Genomic DNA, 13,155 nt, shown 5'->3' with positions numbered 1-13,155 from the left:
CCTGCAATAGTCATGATGACGCAGGGGCGCCGCGCGGCTTGACTTTGCCCCGCCCCTCGGTTGCAAACTCGACGACGCAACAAGGCGAGGACGCACCATGACCGCCACGAACGACGACCGACCGAAGGTCCTGCGCGACACCGACGACGAAGCCCGCAGGCTCGCCCGCATGCTGTTGCGCTCCGCCCGCAGCGCCTCCCTCGCCGTGCTGGAGCCGGAGACCGGCCACCCGCTGGCGAGCCGCGTGCTGACGGGCCTCGACATCGACGGCGCGCCGGTAATCCTCGTCTCCGCCCTGTCCGGCCACACACGGGCGCTGCGCGCCGACCCGCGCTCATCCCTGCTCGCCGGCGAGCCCGGCAAGGGCGATCCCCTCGCCCATCCGCGGCTGACGGTGATCACGGTCGCGGCCGAACTCGAACGCGGCACGAAGGAGCATGCCCGTCTGCGCGACCGCTTCGTCCGCCGCCACCCCAAGGCGAAACTCTATGTGGATTTTCCCGATTTCACCTTCTTCCGGCTGGTGCCGCAGCGGGCAAACCTGAACGGCGGCTTCGGCAGAGCCTATGTGCTCTCTGCCGAGGATCTGATGATTCGCTCCGCGGTGCGCGAGGCGCTGGCCGACCGTGAAAATGCCGCAATCGAGCATATGAACACCGATCACGCGGAGGCGGCCTCGGTCTATGCGAGCCACTATTGCGGCGCGAAGGGGAACAAATGGGCCATCTCCGGAATTGACGCTGCGGGGATCGATCTTTCCGCCGGAGATGAACTGAAACGTGTTGAATTCGAAGAAGAACTCACAGACCCCGCGCAACTGCGCACGGTCCTCGCCGACTTGCTCCACAAGGCGCGTGCCGACAGGGCGTGACGCTCCCCCCCTCCGCGATGCCCAGACCCCCAATATCTGGCCACTTGATGTGTTCGGTTTTGTTTATATGCTAACAGTCATACAGTACGGGACCGCACATATTGAAGTTAATACGCATTGAAGGAGTTTCCGATGGACGCCTTTTCTGACAGCGATCAGGCACAGGCCGAAGTTGCAACGAACTTTCTTTCGGCAGTGGCGAATCCCAAGCGCCTGCTGATCCTGAAGGTACTTGTCAGCGGTGAAATCGCCGTAGGTGCGCTCGCACAGAAGGTCGGACTGAGCCAATCGGCCCTGTCCCAGCATCTGTCCAAGTTGCGCGCGCAAAACCTGGTCACGACGCGCCGGGATGCGCAGACGATCTACTATTCCAGCAAGTCGGACGCCGTCCTGACGATCCTGGGCGCGATCGACAGCATCTACAGCGAGCCGCATCCGAGCGAGAGCAGGCAGTTGCGCTACGCGTGACCGGCTGCATGGCCCTTTTCGACGCCCGGCGGAACACCACCGCCGGGCGTTTTCTTTTGGGCGGCGCGAAGCGGCCGAGGCTTGACGGTGCCGGGTGCTTCGATAATTTGACCAACAGGTAAAGAACCCGCCCGGGGGGAGCGGCAACGCCCTGCCCCTCGAACACTGTCCTCGCAATCGATACCCACGGAGATCGACATGTCCAACCGCCTGAACACCCCCAACGACATGCGCGCCTTCTGGATGCCGTTCACGGCGAACCGGCAGTTCAAGAAGGAACCGCGCCTCTTCGTCAGCGCGAAGGACATGCACTACCAAACCCATGACGGGCGGCAGGTGTTGGACGGCACGGCGGGGCTGTGGTGCGTCAACGCCGGCCACTGCCGGCCGAAGATCACCGAGGCGATCCGCGAGCAGGCGGGCGAGCTCGACTATGCGCCCGCCTTCCAGCTCGGCCACCCCAAGGCCTTCGAACTGGCCAACCGGCTGGTCGACATCGCGCCCGAGGGCATGAACCACGTGCTCTACACCAATTCCGGCTCAGAGTCGGTCGACACCGCCCTGAAGGTGGCGCTCGCCTATCACCGGGCGAAAGGCGACGGCTCCCGCTTCCGCCTGATCGGCCGTGAGCGCGGCTACCACGGCGTCAACTTCGGCGGCATCTCCGTCGGCGGCATCGTCTCCAACCGCAAGATGTTCGGCACGCTGCTCACCGGCGTCGACCACATGCCGCACACCCACCTGCCGGAGAAGAACGCGTTCACCCGCGGCGAGCCCGAGCATGGCGGCGACCTCGCGACCGAGCTGGAACGTATCGTCACCCTGCACGACGCCTCCACCATCGCTGCCGTCATCGTCGAGCCGGTGGCGGGCTCCACCGGCGTCCTGATCCCGCCGAAGGGCTATCTGCAGAAGCTGCGCGAGATCTGCACCAGGCACGGCATCCTTTTGATCTTCGACGAGGTCATCACCGGTTTCGGCCGCCTCGGCGCACCGTTCGCCGCCCAGTATTTCGACGTCAAGCCCGACATCATCACGACGGCCAAGGGCCTGACCAACGGCGTCATCCCGATGGGCGCGGTCTTCGTCACTTCCGAGATTCACGACGCCTTCATGAGCGGCCCGGAGCACCTGATCGAGTTCTTCCACGGCTATACCTATTCCGGCAATCCGATTGCATCCGCCGCAGCGCTCGGCACGCTCGACACCTACAAGGAAGAGGGCCTGCTGACCCGCGCGGCCGAACTCGCCTCCTACTGGGAGGACGGGCTGCATTCGCTGAAGGACTGCCCGAACGTGATCGACATCCGCAACATTGGCCTGATCGGCGCGGTCGAGCTGTCGCCGATCGCGGGCGAGCCGACCAAGCGCGCCTTCTCCGCCTTCCTCAAGGCCTATGAGAAGGGCCTCCTGATCCGCACCACCGGCGACATCATCGCGCTGTCGCCGCCGCTGATCATCGAGAAGCATCACATCGACGAGTTGTTCGGCAAGCTGCGCGACGTGCTGAAGGACAATATCTGAGCGCGGAATGACGGAACTGGAAGCGGCCGGCTGCGGCCGCCTCCTCTCATTGGCGGGACAGATTCTAACGGGCGATATCGCGCCGTTTCGCGGCATAGGGCAGGACGAAGAGATAGAGCCCCGTTATGAGCAGAAGAATGAGCGGCACCAGCGCCAGCAGGCCGATCCAGAGGACGGGCTCCTCCATGCCCATGGAAGCGATGTTGGCGATCACGGCAAGCGTGAAGGCGATCGAAATCCAGCGGTGAAACTGTCTTATCCACTTGTTCCAGTTCAAATCGGTCTCCTTTGATTGCAGGGCCATGCTGCCCGCTCGACGGCACGACGGCGCCATCCGCGGCCGTCCTCGGACAGGCCGCGTCTGCAAGGGCTGTGGCGCAACGGGAGGTTTCCGCCGATGGCGGAGGTCGAATACCCTCAGTCCAGGCGGGCGAGCACGTCTTCGAGCTTGTCGAGGAATTTCGGCCAGCCCATCTTCGCGCCGCCATAGAACATCGGCTGGTCCTGCCGGAAACCGGTCTGCTCCATGCGCAGCATCGTGCCGGTCTCGGTCGGCGTCAGCGTCCAGGTGACGACGCTCTCCAGCGGCGTGGCGTCCCATGTGTAGGACAGGGTCCTGTTCGGCTCGACGGTGCGTACCCGGCATTCCACGGTGCCCCAATCGGCGCGCAGGCTGAAGGCGTGGCCGACGGCAGGCTTGAATTCGTTCTTCATCAGCCACTCCTCGATGAGTTGCGGTTGCGTGAGAGCGCGCCAGATCTTCTCCGGCGGATGCGGCAGTTCCCGTTCGACGACGACGGAAAGGGTCTTTTCGGCAGATACGTTCATTGGTCCATCCTCTTGAGCAGATCTTCGAGATCGTCGAACCGGCTTTCCCAGAAGCCGGACATCTGCTGGGTCCAGTCCACCAGGGGGGAGAGCGCTTCGAGCCGGGCGCTGTAATGGGTCTGGCGGCCCTGAGGACGGTCGGACACCAGGCCCGCCCGCTTCAGGACGCCGAGATGCTTGGACACCGCCGGCTGCGAGACGCCCGCTTCGGCCGTCAACGCCCCCACGGTCTGCTCGCCCCGGCGGCACAGCCGCTCGAAGATCGCCCGACGCGTCGGGTCCGCCAGTGCGGTGAAGAGAAGGTCCTGCGCTTCGCTCATCGACATCCATAACCCGTTGGCTATTGATTAGTTCAATAACTCTTCGGTTATGAGTATGTCAAGCGAGGTCGCCGGCTTCGATGCCGTCACGACGCGGCTTCGAGAAAATCGTCCCGAGGCATGCGATCAGCGGACGCGGAATCCGGCGGATACGTCTATGCTGCGCCGAACCGATCGCCGCATCAGGAGCCCCCATGACCGACCTCACCCGCATCGAGAACGCATTCCTGGCCGTCGACGTCTCCCCGCTCGGCGCCGAAATGCAGGCGATCGCGACGCCGGACGGCAGGAGCTGGCTCTGGAGCGGCGATGCCGCCTTCTGGTCCGGCCGCTCGCCCGTGCTCTTTCCGATCGTCGGCAGGGCGCCGGACGATACGCTCCTGATCGACGGCAAGCCCTACCCCATGGGGCAGCATGGATTCGCCCGGCGCCGGGACTTCGCGCTCGCTTCGGCCACGGAGACGATGTGCCGCCACGAACTGGCAGCCTCGGAGGAGACGCGCGCGCTCTATCCCTTCGAATTCCTGCTCGCCGTCGAACACAGGCTGGAAGGGCCAACCCTGACCGTCTCCGCCACCGTCTCCAACCGCGGCGACCGGCCGATGCCATTCGGCCTCGGATTCCACCCCGCCTTCGTCTGGCCCCTGCCCGGCGCCGCCGGCCGGCCGCACACGATCCACCTCGACAATGGCGGAGAACCCGCCCTTCGGCGGCTCGAAGGCGGGCTGCTCGCGGCCGGGGAGTTGCCGTCGCCCTTCGCCGGGGGCACGCTCGTCCTCGATCCTGCCCAGTTCGAGGCCGACGCCATGATCTTTCCCGAAGGCGCGGGCGACGGGCTCACCTATCGAGCCGAGGACGGCCCGGCCCTGGCATTCCGTTTCGAGAACCTGCCGAACCTCGCGCTCTGGACCAAGCCCGGCGCACCCTATCTCTGCATCGAACCCTGGCACGGCACGGCGGCGGAGAGCGGCGGGTCGCGCGAACTGTCGCAGCGCCCCCATGGCACCGTGCTCCCGGCCGGCGAAAGCAGGCGCTTTGCCTTCACCGTCACCTTCCCCGGCTGAACGGCGGCAGTAGCCGTCGCGCGGGAAATTCGGCAAGCCGGCGCCTTCCCTGCTAGAGTTTTCAAAGAGGGATTCGGAGAACCGCCATGACCGCCACCACCCGCCTGGAACGCCTGATCGACCAGGGCACCGGCCGCGAACCCGCCGACATCGTGCTGAAGGGCGGGCGCTTCTTCGATCTCGTCACCGGCGAACTGGTCGCCTCCGACATCGCCATCTGCGGCGATCGCATCGTCGGCACCTGCGAGGCCTATGAGGGCCGCGCGGAGATCGACATTTCCGGCCGCATCGTCGTCCCCGGCTTCATCGACACGCACCTGCATATCGAAAGCTCGCTCGTCACCCCGCACGAGTTCGACCGCTGCGTCCTGCCCCACGGGGTGACGACCGCGATCTGCGACCCGCACGAGATCGCCAACGTGCTGGGAGAAGACGGCATCCGCTTCTTCCTCGATTCCGCCGGAGCGACGATCATGGACATCCGCGTGCAACTGTCGAGCTGCGTGCCGGCGACGCATCTGGAAACCTCCGGTGCCGACCTGCCGGTGGAGAAGCTCCTGCCGTTCCGCCATCACCCGAAGGTGATCGGCCTTGCCGAGTTCATGAATTTCCCCGGCGTGATCCACAAGGACCCCGTCTGCATGGCCAAGCTCGAGGCCTTCCAGGGCGGCCATATCGACGGTCATGCGCCGCTGCTCTCCGGCCGCGACCTCAACGGCTACCTGTCGGCCGGAATCCGCACCGACCACGAGTGCACGAGCGCGGAGGAAGCGCTGGAGAAGATCAGGAAGGGCATGCACATCCTGATCCGCGAGGGCTCGGTCTCGAAGGACCTCCTGGCGCTGATGCCGCTCTTCACCGAGCGGCTGTCGCCCTTCATCGCGCTCTGCACCGACGACCGCAATCCTCTCGACATCGCCGAGCAGGGCCATCTCGACCACATGATCCGCACCGCGATCGCGCACGGCCGCGCCCCGCTCGCCGTCTATCGCGCCGCCTCGATCTCGGCGGCGAAGGCCTTCGGCCTGCAGGACCGCGGCCTCGTCGCCCCCGGCTGGCGCGCCGATCTCGTCGTGATCGACACGCTGGAGGACTGCCGGGCCGAAATGGTCTTTGCCGCCGGCCGCCGCGTGACCGACGCGCTCTTTGCGGGCCGCCGTCCCGTTGCCCCGGTCGGGCTCGACAGCGTCAGGGCAAGGCTGGTGAAGGCCTCGCACTTCGCCGTGCCGGTGTCGGAAGGCGAGACGCCGGTGATCGGCGTCATGCCCGGCAAGATCATCACCGAGCACCGCCGCTACCGGCTGCCGGCAAGCGGCAACCAGACGACCGTCGACCTGTCGCGCGACATCATCAAGGTGGCCGTCATCGAACGGCACGGCAAGAACGGCAACCATGCCAACGGCTTCGTCCAGGGCTTCGGCCTGAAGAAGGGCGCGATCGCCTCCACCGTCGGCCACGACAGCCACAACATCTGCGTCGTCGGCGTCAGGGAGGACGACATGGCGCTCGCCGCCAACCGGCTGGGCGAGATCCGCGGCGGCTTCGTCGTCGTCGAGGACGGCAGGATCACCGGCGAGATCGCGCTCCCCGTCGCCGGCCTGATGAGCCTCGAACCCTTCGAGGTGGTCCGCGACACGCTGCACCACCTGCGCAAGGCAGCATTTTCGCTCGGCTCGACGCTCGAGGAGCCCTTCCTCCAGCTCGCCTTCCTGCCCCTGCCGGTGATCCCGCACCTGAAGATTTCCGACCGCGGCATGGTCGACGTCGACCGGTTCGCACTGATCGGGTGATCGTGACCCTTGGCAAGATCGCGACGACGGCATATTTCTATGGAGACCTTTTCCGAAGGTTCTTAGATAAGCCACCGAGCGTCGAGTTGGACGCGATGAGGACCTGAAAGGTGACGTCATGTCCAAGCTGCAGCAGATAGAAGCGAGCGTGGCCGAACTCGACAAGGATGAGTTCGAAGCGTTCTCTGTCTGGTTCGAGAAACTGCACGCCGAACGCTGGGATCAACAGTTTGAGCGGGACGCCCTGACGGGCAGCAAGCTGGACCAACTCGCGGACGACGCACTGCGAGATCATCGCGCAGGCCGGACCTCTCGCCTTTGAGGCACTTTGCGAACGCCTCCTTCTGGCGTTCCTACAATGCGCTTCCCGCGCATGTGCAGAAGCTGGCTGATCAGAATTTCGAACTCTTGAAGGCCGATCCCAGGCACCCGTCGCTACACCTCAAGCGGACTGGCCGGTATTGGTCCGTCCGGGTCGGCCTCTCGTGGCGGGCACTGGCGGTTGCCGATGATCAGGACCTCGTCTGGTTCTGGATCGGCAGCCACGCGGACTATGACAAGCTCGTCCGGTAAGACATTCAGAGCCGCACGCAGGCCATGTCCAGAGGCGCCAGTTCCACCGTGCCCTCGGCGAGCCTGCCGCCGAAGCCGGGGACGGCGACAGCCTCTGCGAGCGTCATCGATGCCGGCGGCACGAACGCCGCCTTCTTCCGCGTCAGGTTGAACACGAACAGCAGCGTCTCGGCGCCCTTCCGCCGCGTGAAGGCCAGCACGTCCTGATTGGACGTCACGAACTCCATCTCCCCGTCGAGCAGTGCCGGATGCGCCTTCCGGAAGGCCAGCGTGTCGCGGTAGTGGTTGAGCACCGAGCCGGGCACCTTTTCCTGCGCATCGGCGGCGAGCCGCGCGTGCTCGGCCGGCACCGGCAGCCAGGGGCGCGCGGCACTGAAGCCCGCCTGCGGCGCCTCCGCCTGCCAGGGCATCGGCGTGCGGCAGCCGTCGCGGCCCTTGAAGGCGGGCCAGAAGCGGATGCCGTAGGGATCGCGCAGGTCCTCGAAGGCGAGTTCGGCTTCCGGCAGGCCCAGTTCCTCGCCCTGGTAGAGGCAGATCGTGCCGCGCAAGGTCGAAAGCAGCGTCAGGGCCAGCCGCGCCACCCGCTCGCGCTCCTCCGGTGCCTCGACGAAACGGCTGACATGGCGCTCGACGTCGTGGTTGGAGAAGGCCCAGCAGACCCAGCCGTCCACGACCGCCTTCTGGAACCCCTCCACGCATTTGCGGATGTAGGCGGCGGAGAAATCCGGCCCCAGCAGGTCGAAGGTGTAGCACATGTGCAGCTTGTCGCCGCCGCTGGTGTATTCCGCCACCGTCTTCAGCGAGCGCGCGCCGTCGCCGACCTCGCCGACCGAGGTGCGCCCGTCATAGGCGTCCAGGAGCGCGCGCACGCGCTTGAGGAAGCCGACGTTCTCCGGCTGCGTCTTGTCGTAGCGGTGCGCCTGCATGCCGTAGGGATTGACGTCAGGCGCATCGAGCCCTGCCTCGTCCGTGTCCGGCGCATGCGGCGGGTTGTCCCTGAGCTTCGTATCGTGGAAATAGTAGTTCACCGTATCCAGCCGGAAACCGTCGACGCCGCGGTCGAGCCAGAAGCGCATCGTCTTCAGCACCGCCTCCTGGACGTCCGGGTTGTGGAAGTTCAGATCCGGCTGCGAGGTGAGGAAGTTGTGCATGTAGTATTGCCGGCGCACGCCGTCCCACTCCCAGGCGGGACCGCCGAACACCGACAGCCAGTTGTTCGGCGCCGTGCCGTCCTTCTCCGGCTCGGCCCAGACATACCAGTCCGCCTTGTCGTTGTCCCGGCTGGAGCGGCTCTCCTTGAACCACGGATGCTGGTCGGAGGTGTGCGAGATCACCTGGTCGATGACGACCTTGAGCCCGAGGGCGTGGGCCGCAGCCAGCATCTCGTCGAAATCGGCGAGCGAGCCGAACATCGGGTCGACGTCGCAATAGTCGGAGACGTCGTAGCCCATGTCCGCCATCGGCGACTTAAAGAACGGCGACAGCCAGATCGCGTCGACGCCGAGGGAAGCGATATGCGAAAGCCGCTGCGTCACCCCCTTCAGATCGCCGATGCCGTCGTCGGTGGTATCCTGGTAGGAGCGCGGATAGACCTGATAGATCACCGCACCACGCCACCAGTCGGCTGCGGAGGTCTTTGAGGTGGCCATGGACAACTCCCCGGAAATGACGCGCCCAGACGTATCCTGCCGGACGTATCCTGACTGTGTAGCGGGGACGGCGGGACGCGTAAACAGCCAAACGGAAGGGCCGGGCCGATGGCCTCTTTGTGCCTCCTGCGGTTGACGCCGGCGGCGCCGGGCCCGATGATGGCGCACAACCGGGCCTGGAGCAGACCGACGGAGCCGCCCTTGCACCGCCACCATGGCCGCCATCCGGCAAGCCTCGTGCCGAACGATATCTGCCACCGGGTTCCCCATCCCGCCGGCCGCCCCGGCGCGGGTGCGAAAACCGGAACGAAACGCCCGCCCCGTTCCCGGAGGCGAGCGCATGGCTGATCGCACCATCTCCCTGACGCTTGCCGAGGTCTCGACGCTCGCCGCCGGCGCGCTGGTGCGGGCCGGCGCCAGCGAGGCCCTTGCGCGCTCGCTGGCCAGGGCAATCGTCGCCGCCGAGGCGGCCGGCAAGCCCGCGCTCGGACTGGCGCACCTGCCCGACTATCTCGATGCGCTCGACTGCGGCCGCATCGACGGCCGTGCCGAGCCCCTGCTCACCTCGCCGGTCCCTGCGCTCACCCGATGCGACTGCCGTGGCGGCATCGCCCAGCTCGGCTTCGACACCGCCTTCGAGGAACTGGTATCGAAGACCCGCATCTTCGGCCTGACGGTCTACGCCTCGCACAACAGCTTCACCGCCGGCGAGCTCGGCTGGTATGTCGCCCGCCTCGCAGCCGAGGGCCTCGTCGCCTTCGCCGCCACCAACGGCCCGGCCCTGCTCGCCGGCGCCGGCAGCGTCAAGCCGGTCTATTGCACCAACCCGCTGGCCTTTGCCGCGCCGCGCGCGAACGGGCCGCCGCTCGTCATCGACCAGGCCTCGAGCGCCACCGCCTTCGTCAAGGTCCGGGAGGCGGCCGAACGGGGGCAGCCCATTCCGGAAGGCTGGGCGCTCGACGCCGCGGGCCGGCCGACCACCAATCCGAACGCGGCGATCAAGGGCGCGCTTGTCGCCTTCGGCGGCGCGCGCGGCGCCAATATCGCGCTGATGGTCGAGGTGCTGGCAGCAGGGCTGACGGGCGCCAACTGGTCGCTCGACGCCCCCGATTTCCAGTCGGGCGACGAGACGCCGGGCGCCGGTCTCTTCGTCCTCGCGATCGCGCCGCAGTTCCTGGCCCGCGATTTCGAAACCCGGCTCGCCCGGCAGCTGGAGCGGCTTTCGGCGGACTACGGCGTCCACATCCCCGGCGAGGCGCGCGCCCGCGCCCGCCGGCGCACCGGCGGCAGCGGCATCACCTTGCCCCTGGCCCTGTTTGACAGTATCTCCTCCTTCCGACGCAGATAGGGAGGCGGAATTCATGGCAGGCAGGCTGCTCGCAATTGGCGAATGCATGGTGGAACTGATGCAGGCCGATGGCGGCCTGATGCGCAAGAGCTTCGCCGGCGACACCTTCAACACCGCCTATTATGCCCGCCGGTACCTGCCCGCCGACTGGTCGGTCGACTATTTCACCGCCGTCGGCTGCGACATGATCTCCGACGAAATGCTGGCCTTCATCGAGAGCAAGGGCGTCGGCACCGGCCGCATCGCCCGCATCGAAGGCCGTTCGCCGGGCCTCTACATGATCCACCTGAACGACGGCGAGCGCAGCTTCTCCTACTGGCGCTCGACATCGGCGGCAAAGCTGCTCGCGCGCGACGCCGATCGCCTGCGTGCAGCGATCGAGGCATCGGACGTCATCGTCTTCTCCGGGATCACGCTGGCGATCCTGTCGCCTGAGGACGTCGACACGCTGCTCGCAGAGCTCCGTCGCGCCCGGGCTTCCGGCAAGCTGGTCGCATTCGACCCCAATATCCGCCCCCGGCTCTGGGACAGTGCCGAGCGCATGCGCGAGACGATCAGCGACGGCGCACGCGCCGCCTCGCTGGTGATGCCGAGCTTCGACGACGAGGCCACCCATTTCGGCGACGCTTCGATCGAGGCCACAATCGCCCGCTACCGCGCGCTCGGCGTCGCCGACATCGTCGTCAAGGACGGCGCGGACGGCGCCACCCTCGCCTTTGGAGAGAGAAGGAGCCACGTCCCTTCGGCCAGGGTCGAGACGATCGTCGACACGACCAGCGCCGGCGACAGCTTCAACGGCAGTTTCCTCGCCCGCTACGTCGTCGCCGGCGATGCAACTGAAGCCGCCCGCTTCGCCGCCGCCGTCGCCGCTGCCGTCATCCAGCATCACGGTGCGTTGGTGGAGAAGGAGAAGCTGCCGGGGTAACGCCTGACAGTTGTGGGCGATTTCGCGTGCTTATATCGTAAGACACCAACGAGGACGCCTCACATGCGCACCGTGGACCTGCGAGACGCAAGATCGAATTTTTCAAAGCTCGTGCGCGACATTCAGCACGGAGCGGAAACGGAAATCGTCATCACACGCGCCGGCAAACCCGTCGCACGCATCCTACCGGCCGAGAACAGGAAGCGTGTCAGTCGGCGACTGGGCTTGATGCAGGGCAAATTCCCCCCGCTGACGCTCGAGGATCTCAATGCCCTCGATCCCGTGGTGGCCTCTCTTTTCGGCGTCGCGAGCGAACAAGGCTGATATCGCCCGGCAATTCCGGCGAGCGCTCTGGTAGCCCTAGCGCCGCTTCTTCGCCTTGCCGGCATAGGGATTGTCCGCGGCCCGGAAGTGGATGCGGATCGGCACGCCGGGCAGGTCGAAATCGTTGCGCAGGCCGTTTGTCAGGTAGCGGACATAGGATTCCGGCAGCGCCTCGGGGCGCGTGCACGAGATCATGAAGCCCGGCGGGCGGGCCTTCACCTGCGTCATGTATTTGAGCTTCAGCCTTCGACCGGAGACGGCCGGCGGCGGATGCTGGACCTGCTGTGCTTCCAGCCAGCGGTTCAGCCGGGCGGTCGAGACGCGGCGGTTCCAGACGCGGTCGGTGTCGATGATCGACTGCATCAGCTTGTCGAGCCCGCGGCCGGTCTGGCCGGAGATCGGCACGGCGCGGATGCCGCGCGCCTGCGGCAAAAGTCGCTCGGTCTTCTCGCGCAATTCCGCCAGCACGGCCTGCGGATCCTCGATCAGGTCCCATTTGTTGAAGGCGAGCACGGCCGCCCTGCCCTCGCGCAGGACGAGATCGACGATCTGCAGGTCCTGCTTCTCGAACGGGATCGTCGCATCGAAGACGATGACGACGGTTTCGGCGAAGCGGATCGCGCGCAGGCCGTCGGCGACCGACAGCTTCTCCAGCTTCTCCTGCACCTTCGCCTTGCGGCGCATGCCGGCGGTATCGAACATCTTGATGGTGCGGCCGCGCCAGTCCCACTCCACCGAGATGCTGTCGCGGGTGATGCCGGCCTCCGGGCCGGTCAGGAGCCGGTCCTCGCCGAGGAAACGGTTGATCAGGGTCGACTTGCCGGCATTCGGGCGGCCGACGATCGCCACGCGCAGCGGCTTGGTCTCGTCATAGGCGGGCTCTTCGTCTTCCGCCTCGCCGTCTGCGCCGGGCGCGACCTGCGGCACGTCCACGTTGGTGACGGCCTCGTCCTCCTTGGGCGGGAAGGCGCGGTCTTCGCCGATGGCTGCGACGATCGCGTCGCGCAGGTCGAGCATGCCCTGGCCGTGTTCGGCGGAAATCGGCGTCGGATCGCCGAGACCGAGGGTGAAGGCGTCATAGAAACCGGCGTCGGAATCGCGCGCCTCGGACTTGTTGGCGACGAGCACCACCGGCTTGCCGTGGCGGCGCAGCATCTCGGCCAGCGCCTGGTCGACCGGGGTCAGCCCGGTCTTGGCATCGACGATGAACAGCGACAGGTCCGCCTCGTCGATCGCCGCCTCCGTCTGCGCCCGCATGCGTCCCTGCAGCGTCTCCGGCGCGGCCTCCTCGAGGCCGGCGGTGTCGACGACGCGGAAGCGCAGGTCCACCAGCTTCGCCTCGCCCGGCCGGCGATCGCGGGTCACGCCCGGCGTGTCGTCCACCAGCGCGAGCTTCTTGCCCACCAGCCGGTTGAACAGCGTGGACTTGCCGACATTGGGGCGCCCGACGATGGCGACGGTGAAGCTCATG

Annotated in this window: 15 protein-coding genes; 10 read left to right on the top strand and 5 right to left on the bottom strand. The window is 66.6% G+C overall.

Annotation, left to right across the window (positions count from 1 at the left end; all coding sequences use genetic code 11):
* Positions 1–97 precede the first annotated feature (97 nt).
* From LQK81_RS19645 to LQK81_RS19635, 3 genes are all read left to right on the top strand, one after another.
* Complete coding sequence (locus LQK81_RS19645; RefSeq protein ID WP_230808079.1) at positions 98–871, top strand: HugZ family pyridoxamine 5'-phosphate oxidase; 774 nt, start codon at positions 98–100, stop codon at positions 869–871.
* Positions 872–1,003: 132 nt separating this feature from the next.
* Positions 1,004–1,339: an ArsR/SmtB family transcription factor gene (locus LQK81_RS19640; protein ID WP_230808078.1), complete on the top strand. Its 336-nt coding sequence runs from the start codon at positions 1,004–1,006 to the stop codon at positions 1,337–1,339.
* A 198-nt stretch (positions 1,340–1,537) separates the two neighbouring features.
* Complete coding sequence (locus LQK81_RS19635) at positions 1,538–2,863, top strand: aspartate aminotransferase family protein (RefSeq protein WP_230808077.1); 1,326 nt, start codon at positions 1,538–1,540, stop codon at positions 2,861–2,863.
* Positions 2,864–2,927: 64 nt separating this feature from the next.
* Here LQK81_RS19635 and LQK81_RS19630 read toward each other — a convergent pair whose 3' ends face one another.
* The 3 genes from LQK81_RS19630 to LQK81_RS19620 all read right to left on the bottom strand — a co-directional run bounded on the left by LQK81_RS19630 (position 2,928) and on the right by LQK81_RS19620 (position 4,011).
* A complete protein-coding gene (locus LQK81_RS19630) occupies positions 2,928–3,140 on the bottom strand; it encodes a hypothetical protein (protein WP_230808076.1) in 213 nt (70 codons plus the stop codon).
* Between the two features lie 140 nt (positions 3,141–3,280).
* Positions 3,281–3,691 carry an SRPBCC family protein gene (locus LQK81_RS19625; protein ID WP_230808075.1) on the bottom strand — a complete coding sequence of 137 codons (411 nt, stop codon included), beginning with the start codon at positions 3,689–3,691 and terminating at the stop codon, positions 3,281–3,283.
* The gene (locus tag LQK81_RS19620; protein WP_230808074.1) at positions 3,688–4,011 is read right to left on the bottom strand and encodes an ArsR/SmtB family transcription factor; all 324 of its coding nucleotides are present in this window, start codon (positions 4,009–4,011) and stop codon (positions 3,688–3,690) included. Before LQK81_RS19620 ends, LQK81_RS19625 begins: the two co-directional genes overlap by 4 nt.
* A gap of 194 nt (positions 4,012–4,205) precedes the next feature.
* Between LQK81_RS19620 and LQK81_RS19615 the strand changes: the two genes are divergently transcribed.
* From LQK81_RS19615 to LQK81_RS19600, 4 genes are all read left to right on the top strand, one after another.
* On the top strand, positions 4,206–5,075 hold the full coding sequence (locus tag LQK81_RS19615; protein ID WP_230808073.1) for an aldose 1-epimerase family protein: 870 nt from the start codon (positions 4,206–4,208) through the stop codon (positions 5,073–5,075).
* Positions 5,076–5,161: 86 nt separating this feature from the next.
* Positions 5,162–6,865, top strand: coding sequence for an adenine deaminase (gene ade, locus LQK81_RS19610; RefSeq protein WP_230808072.1), 1,704 nt, complete (start codon positions 5,162–5,164; stop codon positions 6,863–6,865).
* A 118-nt stretch (positions 6,866–6,983) separates the two neighbouring features.
* Complete coding sequence (locus LQK81_RS19605) at positions 6,984–7,187, top strand: hypothetical protein (RefSeq protein ID WP_230808071.1); 204 nt, start codon at positions 6,984–6,986, stop codon at positions 7,185–7,187.
* Entirely contained in the window at positions 7,184–7,438 is a 255-nt protein-coding gene (locus LQK81_RS19600) for a ParE family toxin-like protein (RefSeq protein WP_230808070.1), read from the top strand. The genes LQK81_RS19605 and LQK81_RS19600 overlap by 4 nt, the downstream gene beginning before the upstream one ends.
* 5 nt (positions 7,439–7,443) lie before the next feature.
* Here LQK81_RS19600 and bglA read toward each other — a convergent pair whose 3' ends face one another.
* A complete protein-coding gene (gene bglA / locus LQK81_RS19595) occupies positions 7,444–9,087 on the bottom strand; it encodes a beta-galactosidase BglA (protein ID WP_230808069.1) in 1,644 nt (547 codons plus the stop codon).
* 340 nt (positions 9,088–9,427) lie between these two features.
* Between bglA and LQK81_RS19590 the strand changes: the two genes are divergently transcribed.
* The 3 genes from LQK81_RS19590 to LQK81_RS19580 all read left to right on the top strand — a co-directional run bounded on the left by LQK81_RS19590 (position 9,428) and on the right by LQK81_RS19580 (position 11,684).
* Positions 9,428–10,435 (top strand): Ldh family oxidoreductase, encoded by a 1,008-nt coding sequence (locus tag LQK81_RS19590; RefSeq protein ID WP_230808068.1) that lies wholly within the window; start codon positions 9,428–9,430, stop codon positions 10,433–10,435.
* 13 nt (positions 10,436–10,448) lie between these two features.
* Positions 10,449–11,360, top strand: a complete 912-nt coding sequence (locus LQK81_RS19585; protein WP_230808067.1) for a sugar kinase — start codon at positions 10,449–10,451, stop codon at positions 11,358–11,360.
* Between the two features lie 63 nt (positions 11,361–11,423).
* Positions 11,424–11,684, top strand: coding sequence for a type II toxin-antitoxin system Phd/YefM family antitoxin (locus tag LQK81_RS19580; RefSeq protein ID WP_230808066.1), 261 nt, complete (start codon positions 11,424–11,426; stop codon positions 11,682–11,684).
* Positions 11,685–11,720: 36 nt separating this feature from the next.
* Here LQK81_RS19580 and der read toward each other — a convergent pair whose 3' ends face one another.
* On the bottom strand, positions 11,721–13,154 hold the full coding sequence (gene der / locus LQK81_RS19575; protein ID WP_230808065.1) for a ribosome biogenesis GTPase Der: 1,434 nt from the start codon (positions 13,152–13,154) through the stop codon (positions 11,721–11,723).
* Position 13,155 lies beyond the last annotated feature (1 nt).

Origin of the sequence: Rhizobium sp. GN54, assembly GCF_021026345.1 — a bacterium.
Taxonomy (GTDB): domain Bacteria; phylum Pseudomonadota; class Alphaproteobacteria; order Rhizobiales; family Rhizobiaceae; genus Mycoplana.
This window is presented reverse-complemented; position numbering and strand designations above follow the sequence as displayed.

Bases quoted from the DNA above. Each gene is read 5' to 3' on its own strand.
- LQK81_RS19635 (WP_230808077.1), top strand. From the start codon at position 1,538: ATGTCCAACCGCCTGAACACCCCCAACGACATGCGCGCCTTCTGGATG.
- LQK81_RS19620 (WP_230808074.1), bottom strand. From the start codon at position 4,011: ATGAGCGAAGCGCAGGACCTTCTCTTCACCGCACTGGCGGACCCGACG.
- bglA (WP_230808069.1), bottom strand. From the start codon at position 9,087: ATGGCCACCTCAAAGACCTCCGCAGCCGACTGGTGGCGTGGTGCGGTG.
- ade (WP_230808072.1), top strand. From the start codon at position 5,162: ATGACCGCCACCACCCGCCTGGAACGCCTGATCGACCAGGGCACCGGC.
- LQK81_RS19640 (WP_230808078.1), top strand. From the start codon at position 1,004: ATGGACGCCTTTTCTGACAGCGATCAGGCACAGGCCGAAGTTGCAACG.
- der (WP_230808065.1), bottom strand. From the start codon at position 13,154: ATGAGCTTCACCGTCGCCATCGTCGGGCGCCCCAATGTCGGCAAGTCC.
- LQK81_RS19645 (WP_230808079.1), top strand. From the start codon at position 98: ATGACCGCCACGAACGACGACCGACCGAAGGTCCTGCGCGACACCGAC.
- LQK81_RS19605 (WP_230808071.1), top strand. From the start codon at position 6,984: ATGTCCAAGCTGCAGCAGATAGAAGCGAGCGTGGCCGAACTCGACAAG.
- LQK81_RS19580 (WP_230808066.1), top strand. From the start codon at position 11,424: ATGCGCACCGTGGACCTGCGAGACGCAAGATCGAATTTTTCAAAGCTC.
- LQK81_RS19585 (WP_230808067.1), top strand. From the start codon at position 10,449: ATGGCAGGCAGGCTGCTCGCAATTGGCGAATGCATGGTGGAACTGATG.
- LQK81_RS19590 (WP_230808068.1), top strand. From the start codon at position 9,428: ATGGCTGATCGCACCATCTCCCTGACGCTTGCCGAGGTCTCGACGCTC.
- LQK81_RS19615 (WP_230808073.1), top strand. From the start codon at position 4,206: ATGACCGACCTCACCCGCATCGAGAACGCATTCCTGGCCGTCGACGTC.
- LQK81_RS19625 (WP_230808075.1), bottom strand. From the start codon at position 3,691: ATGAACGTATCTGCCGAAAAGACCCTTTCCGTCGTCGTCGAACGGGAA.